The sequence below is a fragment of the Cohnella hashimotonis genome (assembly GCF_030014955.1).
GTDB lineage: Bacteria > Bacillota > Bacilli > Paenibacillales > Paenibacillaceae > Cohnella > Cohnella hashimotonis.
Map to the genome: position 1 here is coordinate 3,857,151 of NZ_JAGRPV010000001.1, position 16,630 is coordinate 3,873,780.

Sequence of the window (16,630 nt, forward strand, 5' to 3'; positions counted from 1 at the left end):
ATCGACCGTATTCGAATGCATGTATCCTCTTTATCCTCCCAGAAGGCGGCGGCAACCGTCAATGCGTTGTTTTGCTTTATCCATTCTGTATTTGACAAAGATAAGAGCTCCTTTCCGGAAGTACGGAAGGAGCTCCATCTTCATGTCGAACTTCGTCCTCTTATCGCAGCGAGAAGAGCTTTGCAACCTGGTCGCCCGTCAGCGCCCGGTCATATAATCGCAATTCGTCAATGTCGGCTTGTGCGTATTCGATATTCGAGGCAGATTGATAGCCGAGACGAATGGGGTTCGCTACGGTCATCAGTCCTCCTCTTATCTCACCGCTCATGCCCTCTTCCTCGCCGTCCACGTATACACGCGCATTTTTCCCGTCATAAGTAATGGTGACCTGATGCCATTGATCGGGCTGCAAGGGCCAATCAAATGCCGCAACCATACTGTACCAGCCCGTTTCCGGCGTATGCATGACGAAATGTCCCGCTCCGCTTGGCAAAATCGTCAATCTGAACGCATTGTCCGTATCTCCGCCTTCCTTGCCGATCAAGGAATAATTGAGCTTCGGGAGCCTTGTCATGTTCACCCATAGGGAGATGGTAAATTGCTCCTTGCCATCCAATGCTCCGCTATCGATTTCAGCATAATCGTCTACGCCATCCAGAGAGAGCGCGTTGCCGGCAACTCCACCGGGTATAATCTCCGCTCCGTTCTTCAACTGGGCCGGCGAACCGGACCCGGGAGATTCCACAGACGTATTGCCCGTCTTTTCGTCGAATTTCCATGTCGATACCGGCACGGGTAGTTCCCCCTCCTGGCCGGTCTGAACGAAGCAACGCGATTCCGCCTGCAAGGAGTCGGCGATCTTTTGCTGAATCACCGGATCGAGAACGGCATTTTTCTTATTCTTATTGTCTGGCTTCCCTTTCTTTTGCTTCTCGAGCAGCAGCACCCAATCCTCGTTGTTCGGCTTGGCGGGAATGCACCAGCTAGAAGTTTTTGCCTTGACCGTCTCCGGAATGCTGTAGTACACCCCTTGACGCGGGTCGAACCAGTAAGCGTTATATATCGCGGTGTTGTCCATTTTCTTCAATGTTCCGGTGGCTGCATCGTTGTTGTAAAAAAAGACGACATAGGTGTCGTTACCGTCCGATGACAGCAGCGATCGGGTAGTGTCCTTAAAAGAGGCCCAGGCTCCGTCGTTAAATCGAGGAACGAGCGCCCACCATTTCAGCGCACTATAAAATCTTTTGAAGTCGGTCAATTGATCTCCCGTTTTCAAATTCGCGCCGTCAAACCACCAGTAGTACCGGCCAGGCATCTCGGAAGCCGTTCCGAAGTCGTCCGGTTCTCCCTTTTTCGAATAAATATCGTTCCACACGCCCGCTGCCCCATACCCGTACCCGTACATTCCATACTGGAACGCTTTGTATGCCGCGCCCAATGCGCCTCTGTTATCGGTCCAAAATTGGTCGTAACCGCTTTCGTACAACACGGCGGGTTTGGATGGAGAAGCGTTCCAGAAGGATTTGGCTACCCTCATGCCGGAGAGATTGCCCTGCCATTGAACCGCCCAGCCGTCATGATACGGTTTTCCCGACCAACTGGAGCTCGCCGGCAGCGTCGAATTCGTACTTTCCATATGCGGCATGATCGGGTGTTTGTATGCGTCGTTGTCGGCCAGGCTCTGCCCCACGGCAAACCACTTGCCCATCGTTTCTTCGTTATAGTTCCCGTACATATTTTTGTCGATCTCTTGCGCGATCGTCCAGATCACCGGATACGCACCGAAGCGGGCCACCCAATAAGTCGCGATTCGAGCCATGTAGTCTTCGGTATAAATCGGATACTGCGACGGGTCGAGCGCCCATGTCACTTGCGCATTTGCGTGTACGAGTCCGCTGTCGGCGATATATTTGAACTTCCGATCCAGATTGCGGAAGCCTTCCAGATCGTCTGCCGTAAAGCCGTCGCTTAAATTCGCCGTTTTCTCTTCGTCCGCTCCGGTGTGCGTTCCGCCATGCGGCTGCCAGATTGGCTCCGATTGATATACGGTGAACCCTTGGTCCTTTCGTTTGTCGACCATGTACTTGAACTGCGAAGCGACTCCGGGCGCATTGGACGTGGAGAATCGCTCATGCGGCAGGATCCAATGCGTATCTCCCAAGTAAAAGAACGGCGTTCCGTCCGCATAACTCAAGTGCCTGCCACTGTCGCTTACCTTCAGAAATCCGTGCTTGTAGATATCCAGGTCACCTTTGTACTTCTGACTCAAAACTTGGCCGGCTTGATTGTGAAGCCCTGTATCGGACGGATCGGAAGCGGTGACCCGATAGCTCCACATCCCCGGTTCGGTCGGCGCGAACCGGATTTTCCACGTGCGTCCGCCATCCCAATAGCCGGGCCGAGTAATGATCGTTTGACCCGGACCGAAGAACGTCGCCGAAATTTGGACATCCTTGAACGGGTCTGAATAATCTTTTTTACTGGTCAATGTAATTTCCGCGACTTTCCACTGCTCGACTTTGACGATGGGAGAGGCATGGTTTGCGGATCCCTCAGGGGCGTTCGATCCGGCCCACAGTCCAAGCACAAGCAAACAAACCATCAATCTGGCTGGCAGTCTCCATTTTCGATTCATTCGTACGCGTCCTCCCCTATATCAATATATTGCAAATTCGTAGATTACAGGTTGCATCGTTCCGGAAGTAAAGTAGAGTCGCGCTTTGCTTCCAGTGACAGAAGGGAAGTTTACGGTCCTTGGCGTATTCGCATCGCCAATCGTCGTTCCCGTGTATGCCGTGGCCCATGAAGAACCGTTCCAGTATTCAATTCTGTAGCCTGTCGTGCGATTTCCGTATTCCGTGATTACCGCTTTGCTGAAAGTTACCGATTGTCCGAAATCAACCGATAGCCATTGCCCGGAGAACAATTGATTGCCGGCTTGCCAGTCGGTCGCGAGCAACCCGTCAAACGCCTGATCGGCGGATTGACCGGCATCGTACTGTGAAGAACTGCCGTAATTGGATATGGGTTTATTTAGGGCATGATTTCGATTCAGGAGTTCAAACTCGTAGATAATAGGTTGAAACCCTGTACCGCCCGTAAAAAATAGTCGAGCCTTACTCGCAGTTACGGTTGGAAATGTAACCGTGAGCGGCGAGCCATAATCGCCAATGGTCGTTCCCGTATAAGCCGCAGCCCACCCCGAGCCGTTCCAGTATTGAACCTGGAATCCCGTCGTACGCTGGCCATATTCGCTTATCACGGCGGTATTAAAGGTTAAATTGCTGCCGAAATCGACTTGTATCCATTCATTCGCATAATGCCCCGATGCGGCTTGCCAGTTAGAAGCGGAACCATCGAACGCCTTTGCGGCAGTTTGGCTGGCATCGTATTGCGAGGAACTGCTGTAAGTTCGATTAAGCGCCAAATTCTGAGCCAACAGTTTGTAATACGCAATGGATTGCGGACTGCTCGCCATCCCGCTCTTTACGGCAATGGCTTTCAGGACAATGGTCTCGGGGTAAGGCGATGTAACCAGCAAAGGACCGGTGTATACTGGACTTGAGGTCGTCGGCGTCGTTCCGTCGGTTGTGTAATGAATCGTTGCGCCGGTAGTGGTTGAAGTGATCGCTACGCCTTGCATGGAATCGTAGGTCCCTCCGCCGATGCTCATTTTCGGAGGATTCACCGTATTCGTGATCTTGGTAACCCATAATGTCCAATCTTCCGTAGAAGGTTGGACGGGAATGCTCCATTGCCCTGATGCGTTCGGAGAAAATCCTGGGTTTATCGTCGAATATTTTCCGGTACGCGGATTAAACCAGCTTGCCATATAGGTTTCTGAAGCATTCAAGCCATTCAGCGTACCGCTATAGGTCGTTGACGTTGAAGGCAAATATGCCACAATCGTTGACCGATCGACGTTTGTTTTGGCAGCCGGTCTTTGCGTTCCCGAGGGAGCCCCGATCCAGGAAATAACGGAAGCATCGGGTTTCAACGACCACCAAATCGCAGCCTCGAAGAAGTCTTTCATATAACGCATTTGTTCTCCGGCCGGCTTATCGATGGCATTGTACCAGGGGGTCGGGACACCGCCCCACACTTGCCAAGTGTCATTGCCGTCCCAAGTTGCTTGCCATAATCCTTCAGCGCCATAGGAGAACCCTGCACTGCCTGCCATATTCGCATTCCAGGCTGTTTCCCTCGTATAAGAAGAAGGTATACCGTTAATATTCTCATAATTGGCCTCGCCTTCAATTACAACTTTGGTCGGCGTCGCATTGTAATGATTCAACCAGTAACTTTTGTCCAGTAAAGCGCCGTGCCCTCCCTGCAGAAAATCGATATGATAAGCATTGTCATTGCGAAACGCAATCGTATTCGTGTAATCATTGTGAAGCGTATTGGCCCGTTTATATGCGTCTATAGCGTAGGTGTAATCGAGTACGTTTTTCCAACTGGCCGCGCTACCCTGACCATACTCCCCTCCGCCTGTCCACACCGTTGGATAAGCACCGTACCTGGCCACAATATACTTGGCCATTCTTTTGTAATCATCTTCGTTGCCGCTGTCCAGCAGCCTTCCCCAGTCGATGCCCAACGCTGCGACCAGTCCGTTTTCAACGGCATATTGAATGCGAAGATCGCAGTTTTGCCAGAAACCGGGGTTCAAGTCCGAAGCGAATCCGTTCCAATTCAATAGAGAATTCGTCCCGCTGTATACTTTAAATTCCCGAATGGACGGAACGCTGCCTCCGGCTGCTCCGGTGATCGAAATCCTAACATATCTGGCCGTCGCCGCTACGGGATCGGAGAAGCGATCTCCGGAAACGCCTGCCGTGCGGTCAACCAGCGTCGTGTAAGCGACATTATCGGCAGAACCTTCGATTTTGTAACTCCACGTGTCGTTCGCTCCGAATAAAGTGTCGATTTTACTAAGCGTCGTATTGGATTTAAGATCGATGGAAAACCACTGGGGATAAACGTTTGTGGCGGCCTTCCACATCGTCCCTTCTCGATTGTCCAGCGCTTTGGTAGGATGGGCCACGTAACTATCGTATAGGCTGCTCGAAGAAATAAAACTCGATGCATTCGCATCATACCGATTGTAATTCCAGACATGACCGCCCTCATTGTAGGTCCCGCTCGAACTCACATCGCCCTGCTCAAAAGCAAAAAAGTTCATCTGATAGACCGAATATCCTTGTTTAACCCGTTTATCCACCATTCCCTTATACTGCGATGACCATCTCGAATCATTCGAAGCGGACCATCTTTCCCGAAAAGACAGTCCCATCCAATGGGTGTCCGCCAACCAATAGAAAGGCGTTCCATCGTTGTAGGTCAGGTAGCGATTCGAAGAATCGGATTTTAAAAATCCATGTTTATAGATGCTCAAAGAGCCCGAATAAGGTTGGCTCACTACGGTTCCGGTTTGTCCGTGCAATCCCGTATCCGTCGGATCCGAAGCCGTAGTCGTAAAGGTCCAAGTGCCAGTTACGGTAGGCGCAAACCGGATTTTCCATGTATCCCCCCCATCCCAAAAACCCGGAATCGTTAAGCTTATGCCGCCGGGTCCGGTAAACGTGGCGCTGATATCTACATCCAAATAAGGGTTGGAGTAGCTTTTCGAGCTATGCAAGGTAATGTCTACCGCTTTCCACAGTTCGGCAGCATAGGCGGCGGCATACGCTCTCGGAGCTGAAATAGACAACTGACCTGCTACAAGCGAAATAAATAGGACCATCGAAGTCATCACCAGCATAACTCGGCTTTTCATTTGCGGATCTCGTCCTCCTCCGGATTGCTTTAGATTAGATGAGCTTCTTTTCTTATGATTAAGCGCTTTCAACAGTATCTTAAGGGAACTGCCTCTTCGTTTACATGTGTGTAATTTGCATTACCTATTCTATATTTTACTCTGCAATGCGTACTTGCCATGCCAGTTTGCCCCTTATAGGCTTCCTTCTTGGAATAAACGTTTGCACTCCAAATAAATTGATAATCAAGATCATGAATCGTGACTTTAAACCATTTATCGCCAATAGAATTACTAAATTATGGAACCACATACAAATGCGCTCCGACAATCGGACAACCGGTATAATTTAGCCCTTGTAAGGGAACGCTAGTTCGTATTAATATAAGAACAAATGTTCTGAAATTAACCTCGTCTCTCCGAGGATCAAGGAGGAGTCGCCATGCCGGTCAACATCGAAAAGTACGTCGGGCAAAGCGTGGAAATCATTTACGAGGACAGCAAGGGACGCTTCACGCAGCGGGTCGTCGCCGTATTCTCGGTACGCGGGGGCAAGGTGCGCGTGCTCGACTGGGGGAAGCGCGCGTTCCGCACGCTGTCGGCGAGCCGCATTCTCGGCGCCAAGCCGGTGAAGCACCATGCCTCATGAACGGACGATTTTCCTGATCGACGGCCAGTCCTTTTACGCATCCATCGAAAAAGCGCGCCATCCCGGCCTGATGCACAAGCCGGTCGCCGTCGGCGATCCCGCCCGGCGCTCCGGCATTATCCTCGCGGCTTGCCCGATCGCCAAGGCCAAGGGCGTCACGACGGCCGAACGGGTCGGCGAGGCGCTCGCCAAATGTCCGGATCTGATCGTCATCCGCCCGCGGATGCAGACCTACATCGGCATCTCGCTGTTCATGACGCAGATCTACGAAGCGTTCACCGATCAGGTCGAGCCGTACAGCATCGACGAGCAGTTCCTCGACGTCACGGGCTCGATCCCAGCCTACGGGCCACCGGAGCTGATCGCCGAGCTGATCCAGAATCACGTGAAGCTCTCCACGAATATCAATGTCCGCGTCGGCGTCGGCCCGACGAAGATTCTCGCGAAGATGGCGCTGGACAATTATGCAAAAAAAACGCCCGAGGGCGTATCCACGCTGACCTTCGACAAACTGGAGGACACCCTCTGGAAGCTCCCCGTCCACAACATGTTCATGGTCGGCTCCCGCATGACGCGCCATTTCACCCGCATGGGGCTCGCCAATATCGGAGACATCGCGCGGCTCGAGCTGGGAGACTTCAAGCGGCGAATGCGCCGCGAGATGAAAAAGCAGAGCGACATCCAGGCGGAATATTACTGGCAGACCGCGCGGGGCATCGATCCGAGTCCGGTCGTGGCCGGCATCCGCCACAAGCTCAAGTCGATCAGCCACGGCAAGGCGCTGCGCAGCGGCCTGTACCGCAAGCTCGAGGATATCGAGGTCGTCCTGCTCGAGCTCGTCGTCGAGGTATGCCGCCGCACGCGCCGGCACAAATGCAGAGGCAGCGTCGTCTCGGTCGGGGCCGCGGAGACGGACGGCACGCGTTCGTCCTGGTTCGGACGCCAGACCAAGCTGCTGCAGCCGACCGCGCTCACGCACGAGGTGGCCGCAGCGGCGCTCAAGCTGCTTCGCGAGCACTGGAGCGGCATGCCGGTCAGCCGCCTGACCATCTCGCTCGGCGGGCTGTCGGACGAAGGCGTCGACCAGCTCGACCTGTTCGAAGATCGGCAGGCTATTTTGCGGATAGAACGGGCTACGGATTACATCAAGGACCGTTACGGGAGCGATGCCATCATGCGGGCCTCCTCGCTGCTTGCCGCCGGCGTCGCACGCGAACGGGCCGAGCAGATCGGGGGCCACTACAAATGAGCAAACTCGACGGCAACGACCGCTGGAATGCCAAGCTGTTGCTCACCGAACATCACGAGCAGTACGAAGAAGAGCATGCCGTCTCCCCCAAGACGACCGGCCATCCGACCGCCGACGAGCTGCGGATGATCCGCGACGTCATCGTGCTGCCCCATATGCTCACGATGGTGCAGCGGGCCATGGAGGAGGGGGAGCGCTCGGGCAATCTGCTAAGCCGGGTGACGCTGACGGGCGCTCAAGTCGTGCTCAACCTGATCACCCGCGACCTTCACGAGCTCCGCCGGGAACTCAGCAGCCGTCGCATCCGGCTGCTGGACAGCGACGAGCAAGTCGACCTCGTTATTTACCATCGCTACGTATGCCGCGGCTACGAGGAACGATTCGGCATCGTCCGGGAGGTGCTCCGCTCGGAGATCAGCATGCAGCTCGCGCGGTACATGGGCGAGATCACGCGGCACCTGCGGCAGCTCGACAGCAAGGAAGCCCGGGAGGCCCGCCGTTCCCCCGTCGCCGCCAAAGGGACGACTTAAAGACTGCGCGCTTCGTTTATTGCGCAATGCCTTCCGTCCGCACAAGCGGTGCGTCCGACGAATCGGGCTCGCGCCGCGCATCGCGCAAGCCCCTGGAGCGGCCCCTGTTCTCAGCATTTCTCGTCCCGTTTCTTCGCATTGCGCTGCCGTTGCGGTATACTACTTCCCAAAGAGAACTGCCTCGGTGCGAAAAGAAAGAGGGTTGAACGCGATGTGCGGACGTTATACGATTACGATTTCGTTCGAGGAACTGCTCGCTTATTATGCGGCCGACGACTCCGCCGGCTCGCCCTACGGCCCCCGGTACAATATCGCGCCCGGACAGATGGTGCCGGCGATCGTGAACGACGGCACCCGCAACCGGCTCGGGCTGCTCAAGTGGGGGCTCGTGCCGCCTTGGGCCGAGGACCCGAAGGTCGGCAGCAAGATGCTGAACGCACGGGTCGAGACTGTCGCGGAGCGGCCCGCCTTCCGCGAGGCGCTGCGCCGCAAGCGATGTCTCGTCCCGGCCGACGGCTATTACGAGTGGAAGCAGACTGCGGACGGCAAACGCCCGATGCGTATCCGCCGCAAGGATCGCGCCCTGTTCAGCATGGCCGCAATCTATGAATCGTGGACCGCCCCCGACGGCTCGAGGCTGAGCACATGCGCCATTCTAACCGCGCCGGCACAGGGACATCTCGCGGACATCCACGATCGCGTGCCGATCATCCTTAATCGGCGGCACGAAGCGGCGTGGCTCGACCGCAACCTCCAGCGCGCCGACGAGGTGCTGCAGCTCGCGATTCCGCTGGATCCCGCGGAGTTGGCCGTCGACCCGGCCAACCGCCGGGTCGGCAACGTAGCCAACGACGATCCCGGCTGCCTCGAGGCGGAGGACGAACAAGGCGAGCTCTTCTAAAGGCTCGCGTGGAATGCCAAAAAGACCCTGATTCCCGAGGTTTTCCCGGGAATCAGGGTCTTTTCGGGCTGAGGGCCGCACATCGCCTGCCATGCAGGAGGCGATCGGCCCTATTGAGCCGCCGCGCGACGCATCGCCTGCCATGCAGAAGGCGATCGGCCCTATTGCGCCGCCGCGCGATGCATCGCCTGCTATACAGAAGGCGATCGGCCACATTCGGCCGCCACGCAATTCATCGCCAGCTACAAAGAAGGCGATCGGCCCTATTGCGCCGCAGCGCGACGCATCGCCTGCCATGCAGAAGGCGATCGGCAGGTCTGCCCTGCGTCGCCCGCTACCGGAACATCGCCCATAGCTTGATCAGATGGAGCGTGCTCTTCGGATCGATCTTTTGCGCGATGACGAAGTTCACCAGCTGTTCCTCTTGCAGATCGGTCAGCGGCTCGCCGAGCACTTTGGCGGACGACTTGACGAGACGTTTGACTTTGGGCCGATCCTGCAGATCGCTTTTGGTCACCCCGTCCAGCAGCGCCTTGACTCTATCCTTCGTGGCCGGATTTTTCATCTTCACCTTGACGCGCTCCACCAGATCCGGCCGAATGCCGAACTTTTGCCAACTCACGGCTGCCCACTTCCCTTCGCGAGGCTCCTATATTGTATGCGGCAGCCTAAAGGAAATGTCCGCGCAAAATATCCGCCCCGCAAAGACAAGCCTAATCCAGCGGCTCGCTGTAGTCCGGCGCCTCGCGCCGCAAGTAGTCGCGCAGCCCCGCGTACGCCTGCGCCGTCCAGAACGACGGCTCCGCCGTAAGCGCGGCCGCGTCGTCGCGCGCCTGCTCGAGCGTCTCGAAGTCGTTCATCAGGTTCGCGAGCCTGAACTCCGGCACCCCGCTCTGCTTCGTGCCAAAAAACTCGCCGGGCCCCCGCAGCTCCAGATCCCGCCGCGCAATCTCGAAGCCGTCGTCCGTATCCGTCATCGCCTGCATCCGCTCGAGCCCGTTTTCGGACTTCGGATCCGCGATCAGGACGCAGTACGACTGATGGTCGCTTCGCCCGACCCGGCCCCGCAGCTGATGCAGCTGCGAGAGCCCGAAGCGGTCCGCGTCCATCACGATCATAAGCGTGGCGTTCGGCACGTCGACGCCGACTTCGACGACGGTCGTCGAGACGAGCACCGTAGACTCGCCGGCCGCGAACTGCCCCATCGCCGCGTCCTTCTCCGCCGAAGTCATGCGCCCGTGGAGCAGGCCGATCGCAAGCTCCGGCATCGCCTGCCGCAGCTGCATATGCAGATCGATCGCGTTTTGCACGTCGAGCTTCTCTGACTCCTCGATGAGCGGGCAGATAAAAAACGTCTGCCGCCCGAGCTCCGCTTCCCGGCGAATGAAGCCGAGCACGCGGTCCATCTTGTCATGCTTGACCCAATAGGTCAGGATCGGCTTGCGTCCCTTGGGCCGCTCTCCGATCGTCGACACATCCATGTCGCCGAACACGGTGATGGCGAGCGTGCGCGGAATCGGGGTCGCCGTCATCATAAGCACGTCGGGATTCAGTCCCTTGCGCCGCAGAATGCTGCGCTGATTGACGCCGAAGCGGTGCTGCTCGTCCGTCACGACGAGCCCGAGCCGCCGGAAAAAGACGTCCTCCTGGATGAGCGCGTGCGTGCCGATCACGATATCGATGAGCCCCATCTGCAGCGAAGCCAAAAGATCCCGCCGCTCCCGCGCTCCCCGGCTCCCGGTGAGCAGCGCCACTTGAATGCCGTAAGGCTCGAACAGCTTCCCCAGCGACTTGGCATGCTGCTCCGCCAGAATCTCCGTCGGCACCATAAGCGCGCCCTGACAGCCGTCTTTGACCGTCGCGTACAGCGCGATCGCGGCCACGACCGTCTTGCCCGAGCCGACGTCGCCCTGCAGCAGCCGGTTCATCGCGTACGGCCGCTTCATATCGCGCGTGATCTCGTTGACGACGGTCTTCTGCGCCTCGGTCAGCTCGAACGGCAAATTCGCCGCAAACGCGCGAATGTCGTCGCTGCTGATCTTGTGCGCGATGCCGTCGGGCGCCTTGCGGTTCATCGCGCGGTAAGCCTGCAGCCGCAGCTCGAACAAAAACAGTTCCTCGTACACCATGCGGCGCCGGGCCTCCTGGCCCTCGCGCGTATTTTCCGGCCGGTGAATCCGGTGAATCGCTTCGCGCCTGGGCATGAGACTATGCTTGTCCAGCAGTTCCGGCGGCAGCAGCTCCGGGATCATCGCGCCGTACTGCGCCAGCGCGAGCTCGATACGCTGCCGCACCCAAGCTTGGGTCAGGCTGCCGCCGATCGAATAAACGGGCTGCAGCGTTCCGGTGCGGCCGGCGCCTTTGTCCGGGAACTCCGACTCCGACACCGTGAGCTGGCGCCGCCGCTGATCCCATTTTCCCGTCAGGACGATGTCCCGCCCGACCTCCATCTGATCCTTCAGGAACGCGCGGTTGAACCAGACCGCCGTCAGCAGCAATCCCTCCACCGTCACCCGGCAGAGCAGACGCGACTTGCCTCCGAACCGCTGCAGCGACGGCGGCGTCTCGATTCGCCCTTGCACGGTGATCTTCTCTCCGTCCTTCACCTCGTGGAGCGGCCGCAGCCGATAGTCCTCGTAGCGGAACGGATAATATTCGATCAGCTCGCCCACCGTAGAAACACCCAAGGCGTGAAGCTCCCCCGCCTTGGGGGCGCTCACGCCTTTGATCTTCGTGACCGGTATGGCGAACAGATCCGTCTCTTCTGCCGATCGATCGGCCATCCTCATCAACTCCGAATCGCGCCGCCGTCCCGGCGATCGTCCTTAGACGATATGGCCGGAGCCGGCGGGAAATACAAACAAGCCTGCCGTGCCGGGCCCGGCATGCGTGCCGATCACCGATCCGATCTCCGAACGGTGGAAGCCCGCAACGTTAAACCGGGTCCGAAGCACCTCGACGAGATCGTCGGCGGCCCCGGTGTCGCCAGGCGTATCGACGACCGCGAGATCGATCGCCGCTCCCGCCCCGAAGTCGGACTCCAGCAGCTCGACGATCCGAGCGACGGCGCGCTTCTGTCCCCTGACCTTGTCGATCGGGAAAATAACGCCGTCGTCGCCGATCGTCAGAATCGGCTTAATGTTAAGCAGCGTGCCGAGAATCGCCGCCGCCTTGCCGATCCGGCCGCCTTTTTGCAAATACTCGAGCGTATTCACGAGGAAATACAACTTCATCTCCTTGCGCAGTCGCAGCACCTCCGCGGCGACCTCTTCTACGGACGCGCCCTGCGCGGCCAGCTCGGCGGCCGACACGACCAGCGCGCCGTAGCCGTAAGAGGCCGACCTCGAGTCGATTACGGCGACCTTGCTGTCGTCGTCGAGCATCGACCTCGCGATCGTGGCCGACTGATAGGTGCCGCTCATCGCCGAGGACAGATGCACCGATACGACCGAATGGCCCTCGGCGATGAGTCGCTCGTACACCTCGAGAAACTGCGCCGGCGAAGGTTGGGAGGTCGTAGGCAGCGCGCTCGAGCTTTTCAGCTTGTCGTAAAATTGGGCGGGCGAAAGCGTCACGTTGTCCAGGTAGCTCTCTTCGCCGAAGATGACGCGCAGCGGCACCATCTCGATGCCCAGCCGCTCCCGCGTCGTCTGCGGGATGTCCGACGTGCTGTCCGTTACCAAAACAACCTTGCTCATCGTAGCCACCTCCCGCGTCTAATCCGACTTTTCCACCAAAATCAGGTACGGATACAAATGCTGTCCGCCCTCATGCCGTTCCACTTCCGCATCCGGATAAGCCTCGGCGAGCCAGGCCACGAGCCCGGCGGTATCGCCTTCCTCGGCGCCTTCTCCCGACAGCAGCATGACCGTCTCGTCGCCGCTCTCGAGCATCCGCTCCAGCAGGCTTTGGGTCGCGGCCAACACCGTCTCCTCCGAAGCGACGATCTGTTTGTCCAAAATGCCGATATACGCGCCGCCGCGAATGTCGATGCCGTCCATAACGGTATCCCGGACGGCTCGGGTGACCGAGCCGGTCAGCACGCGGTCGATCGCCCGCAGCATGCGATCTTCGTTGACGGATGCCGGCTGCTCCTCCTGGAACGCGAGCATCGCGGCCAGTCCCTGCGGGATGCTGCGCGTCGGCACGACCGTGACGGGCCGGTCCGCCAGCTCCTGCGCCTGCTTCGCGGCCATCAGGATATTCGAATTGTTCGGGAGGACGAAGATATGGTCCGCCGCGAGCGAAGAGATTGCCTGCACGAGGTCCTCCGTGCTCGGATTCATGCTCTGTCCGCCCGAGATGATCGCGTCCACGCCGAGGCTGCGGAACAGCTCGTCGTTGCCCGCGCCGACGCTGACGGCGACGACGCCGTAATCGGCCATCTCGAAGGCGACCGGATGCGCCGGCTCGATCGCCTGCGAAGCCGCCTCCGCCGCTCTCAGCTCCGGCATATCGGGAATGCCCGACGCCGCCTCGAGCCCCATCGGATCTGACGAGTCGCCCGCCGCTTCCGCGCCGGCAGAAGGATGCAGCAGCTCGCGATGCTGGTCGCGCATGTTCAAAATATGAAAATTCGTCAGCTCGCCGTACGCGACCGCCGCATTGAGCACGTCGCCCGGTCGGCGGGAGTGCACGTGAACCTTGACGATATCGCCGTCCGCGATCAGGATGATCGAATCTCCGTCCCGCTCGAGCGCCCTGCGGAAGGAAGCCTCGGAAAACGCGGTACGTCCCTGCAGGCGAATGAAAAACTCCATATCGTACGGAAATTGGATGGACTCGGTCGCAATCCTCGACTGGGCCGACGACGCTTGGGCCGCGGCCGCAACTTGCACCGGCAAGGGCGATGACGAGGCGGAGGCAACCGGCGCGTATGACGTCCACCCTCCCGCGTACGGGGCCGCTCCGGCGCCTTGCCGCTGCGCGTTCAGGTACTGCACGAAGCCTTCGTAAATGCACACAAGCCCCTGTCCGCCGGAATCGACGACGCCCACCTGCTTAAGCACCGGCAGCATATCGGGCGTGCGGGCCAGCGTCTCGGCCGCCTTGTCGAGCACTTCGCCCATCCACTCGGCGATATCCTCGGTGCGCCTTGCGATCGATTCGCCGTGCCTCGCCGCTTCGCGCGCGACGGTCAGAATGGTGCCCTCGACGGGCTTGACCACCGCCTTGTAAGCGGTATCAACTCCTTGCCTTAAGGCAGCTGCGAACAACGGCACGGTGATCTCCCGCTGGCCGGCGACCGCGCGGGCGAACCCGCGGAACAGCTGCGACAAAATAACGCCCGAGTTGCCGCGCGCGCCCATCAGAAGCCCTTTCGACAGCACTTCCGCAGCGCGGCCGATCTCGGGCGAAGGTTTATTTTTCAATTCGGCCACGCCGGCCGTCATCGTCAAGTTCATATTGGTACCCGTATCGCCGTCCGGGACGGGGAATACGTTAAGCGCGTTGATCAGCTCCGCCTGCTGCGAGAGTCGCTCCGCGCCGGTCAGTACCATGGCGGCCCAGTCGGTTCCGTTTAAAAGCTTCGTAGTCAATAAAATTCCCCTTTTCGAAGGCGCGACGCCGGCCTCTCCGGCAGGAGAGCCCGGCAAGCCAAGGTGAGATCGGATAATCGCGCAAGTGGTTACGATCCGGTCTTCGCCTAGCGAATGACGCGCACGCCCTGAACGAAAATGTTCAGACGGTCCACGGCAATCCCGACGACTTCCTCCAGCACGTACTTTACTTTGGATTGGATGTTGTGGGCGACCTCCGAGATCTTCGTGCCGTAGCTGACGATCACGTACAGATCCAGATGGAGCTCTTCCCCTTCGCGGCGCACTTCGACGCCCCGCGCGAGATTCTCGCGGCCGAGCAGCTCGGCGATCCCGTCCTTTAATTGCTTCCTGGAGGCCATACCGACGAGGCCGTAGCAGTCGAGCGCCGCCGAACCCGCGATGACGGCGATGACCTGATCGGCCACGTCGATTTTGCCGTTTTCCGTCGATAGCTGCATAGGCATGGCCACACGCTCCTTTGGCGGTTCTCGAACGCCGTCCGCATAGACGGCTTCATGGGTGAACCTTTTCCCATTGTACTATAAAAAAGAATCGGTTTGAAGTCAGCCGATGACATTGCAAGCCGACTAGGCCTGTGTTATGATAGGAAAAGTGTGTGTAAGGTCTGGTCAGGGAGGTGGATTTACATGGCTCGCAAATGTTATATCACGGGGAAGAAGCCGGGTGCCGGCAACAACGTTTCCCACGCCAACAATCATAACAAACGCTCTTGGGGCGTCAACGTGCAGAAGGTTCGCATTTTGGTGAACGGCAAGCCGAAGCGCGTTTACGTCAGCACTCGCGCCCTGAAGTCCGGCAAAGTCGTTCGTGTATAATTAACTGCCCGTTCGCTTTGGCGGACGACAGCCCATGGCAAAAGCACCTGGACATCCAGGTGCTTTTTGTTTTGCCGCGCCATATCCGCATGCGAGTGAGCTCGCGTCAATGTTCGATTATGAAACGTCCCGCGGCGCGGCATTCGCCCGGGCCGTCGGGCCCTAGCCGGCGCTGGGCGCGGCGAGGCGTCCCGGATCGCCCGCTCATGGCGGGGCTGCCCGTTCCGGGGACGGGTACACGAGCCTTGCAAGGCCGCGGGATCCATCACCCGGGAGGCATCAGCTTTTCTGAAACGTATTCAGGATCGCTTTGACGAATCCGCCCAAGAACTTCGGCAGCTTGATGGTGTAAAACTTCATCGTTCCCACCCCTCCTCCGGTCCGATGCGTTGCCCGCGGCCCTACGGGCCTTGCATGGGGCGGCGCAGCGCCCGGGGGCGCGCGCTGTTGATAAATGTGTATGCGCGCGCGGAGTTGTCCTATTCCTTGGGGCAAATTGAAAGGGACCGACCGAGGTCAGTCCCTTAGCGAAGCGATGGCAGCGGCGCGATCCGCGTGGCCGAACACGTAATTGCCGGCAACGAGCACGTCCGCGCCCGCTTCGCGCACAAGCTTGGAAGTCTCGGCATTGATGCCGCCGTCCACCTGGATGTGAACGTCGCCCCGGCCGCGCGCGACGAGCGACTGGCGAAGCTGCCGGATCTTGGACAGCATCCCGGAAATGAAGGATTGCCCGCCGAAACCCGGGTTGACCGTCATGATGAGGACGAGGTCGACGTCGTCGAGCACGTAGTCGAGCACGGACAGCGGCGTATGCGGGTTGAGCGCGACGCCCGCTCCCTTCCCGAGCTCGCGAATCGCGTGTACGGTCCGGTGCAAATGCGTGCTCGCTTCGGCATGCACCGTAATCCGGTCCGCGCCGGCCGCCGCGACGTCCGCGAGCAGCCGGTCCGGCGTCTCGACCATAAGGTGCGCGTCGAAGGTCAATGCCGTATAGGAACGGATCGCCGCGACCACGGGCGGTCCGAAGGTCAGATTCGGGACGTACTGCCCGTCCATAATATCGATGTGAATCCAGTCCGCGCCGGCGGCTTCCGCAACGCGAACCTCCTCCCCGAGCCGAGCGAAGTCGGCCGACAGGATCGATGGTGCGATAATTGCCAT

Annotated in this window: 14 protein-coding genes; 5 read left to right on the forward strand and 9 right to left on the reverse strand. The window is 58.6% G+C overall.

Annotated features, from left to right (window positions below):
• Window positions 1-160: 160 nt before the first annotated feature.
• The gene (locus KB449_RS15555) at window positions 161-2,635 is read right to left on the reverse strand and encodes an apiosidase-like domain-containing protein (RefSeq protein WP_282909257.1); all 2,475 of its coding nucleotides are present in this window, start codon (window positions 2,633-2,635) and stop codon (window positions 161-163) included.
• 21 nt (window positions 2,636-2,656) lie between these two features.
• Window positions 2,657-5,779, reverse strand: a complete 3,123-nt coding sequence (locus tag KB449_RS15560; protein ID WP_282909258.1) for an apiosidase-like domain-containing protein — start codon at window positions 5,777-5,779, stop codon at window positions 2,657-2,659.
• Between the two features lie 421 nt (window positions 5,780-6,200).
• Between KB449_RS15560 and KB449_RS15565 the strand changes: the two genes are divergently transcribed.
• The 4 genes from KB449_RS15565 to KB449_RS15580 all read left to right on the forward strand — a co-directional run bounded on the left by KB449_RS15565 (window position 6,201) and on the right by KB449_RS15580 (window position 9,087).
• A complete protein-coding gene (locus tag KB449_RS15565; RefSeq protein ID WP_282909259.1) occupies window positions 6,201-6,407 on the forward strand; it encodes a hypothetical protein in 207 nt (68 codons plus the stop codon).
• Entirely contained in the window at window positions 6,397-7,656 is a 1,260-nt protein-coding gene (locus tag KB449_RS15570) for a DNA polymerase IV (protein WP_282909260.1), read from the forward strand. The genes KB449_RS15565 and KB449_RS15570 overlap by 11 nt, the downstream gene beginning before the upstream one ends.
• Entirely contained in the window at window positions 7,653-8,186 is a 534-nt protein-coding gene (locus KB449_RS15575) for a YhjD family protein (RefSeq protein WP_282909261.1), read from the forward strand. Before KB449_RS15570 ends, KB449_RS15575 begins: the two co-directional genes overlap by 4 nt.
• Before the next feature lie 184 nt (window positions 8,187-8,370).
• The gene (locus KB449_RS15580) at window positions 8,371-9,087 is read left to right on the forward strand and encodes an SOS response-associated peptidase (RefSeq protein ID WP_350356227.1); all 717 of its coding nucleotides are present in this window, start codon (window positions 8,371-8,373) and stop codon (window positions 9,085-9,087) included.
• A 334-nt stretch (window positions 9,088-9,421) separates the two neighbouring features.
• On the opposite strand, the gene KB449_RS15585 is transcribed toward KB449_RS15580, so the two are convergent.
• From KB449_RS15585 to KB449_RS15605, 5 genes are all read right to left on the reverse strand, one after another.
• The gene (locus tag KB449_RS15585) at window positions 9,422-9,709 is read right to left on the reverse strand and encodes a stage VI sporulation protein F (protein WP_282909262.1); all 288 of its coding nucleotides are present in this window, start codon (window positions 9,707-9,709) and stop codon (window positions 9,422-9,424) included.
• 91 nt (window positions 9,710-9,800) lie between these two features.
• On the reverse strand, window positions 9,801-11,870 hold the full coding sequence (recG, locus tag KB449_RS15590) for an ATP-dependent DNA helicase RecG (protein WP_282909263.1): 2,070 nt from the start codon (window positions 11,868-11,870) through the stop codon (window positions 9,801-9,803).
• A gap of 42 nt (window positions 11,871-11,912) precedes the next feature.
• Window positions 11,913-12,785 carry a DegV family protein gene (locus tag KB449_RS15595; protein ID WP_282909264.1) on the reverse strand — a complete coding sequence of 291 codons (873 nt, stop codon included), beginning with the start codon at window positions 12,783-12,785 and terminating at the stop codon, window positions 11,913-11,915.
• A gap of 18 nt (window positions 12,786-12,803) precedes the next feature.
• Window positions 12,804-14,627 carry a DAK2 domain-containing protein gene (locus tag KB449_RS15600; RefSeq protein ID WP_282909265.1) on the reverse strand — a complete coding sequence of 608 codons (1,824 nt, stop codon included), beginning with the start codon at window positions 14,625-14,627 and terminating at the stop codon, window positions 12,804-12,806.
• 107 nt (window positions 14,628-14,734) lie between these two features.
• A complete protein-coding gene (locus tag KB449_RS15605; protein WP_090115427.1) occupies window positions 14,735-15,094 on the reverse strand; it encodes an Asp23/Gls24 family envelope stress response protein in 360 nt (119 codons plus the stop codon).
• Window positions 15,095-15,277: 183 nt separating this feature from the next.
• Here KB449_RS15605 and rpmB point away from each other — a divergent pair, with 183 nt between their 5' ends.
• The gene (rpmB, locus tag KB449_RS15610; RefSeq protein ID WP_282909266.1) at window positions 15,278-15,466 is read left to right on the forward strand and encodes a 50S ribosomal protein L28; all 189 of its coding nucleotides are present in this window, start codon (window positions 15,278-15,280) and stop codon (window positions 15,464-15,466) included.
• Window positions 15,467-15,745: 279 nt separating this feature from the next.
• Here rpmB and spoVM read toward each other — a convergent pair whose 3' ends face one another.
• Complete coding sequence (spoVM, locus tag KB449_RS15615) at window positions 15,746-15,826, reverse strand: stage V sporulation protein SpoVM (protein WP_040711006.1); 81 nt, start codon at window positions 15,824-15,826, stop codon at window positions 15,746-15,748.
• Between the two features lie 156 nt (window positions 15,827-15,982).
• Window positions 15,983-16,630: a ribulose-phosphate 3-epimerase gene (gene rpe / locus KB449_RS15620; RefSeq protein ID WP_282909267.1), complete on the reverse strand. Its 648-nt coding sequence runs from the start codon at window positions 16,628-16,630 to the stop codon at window positions 15,983-15,985.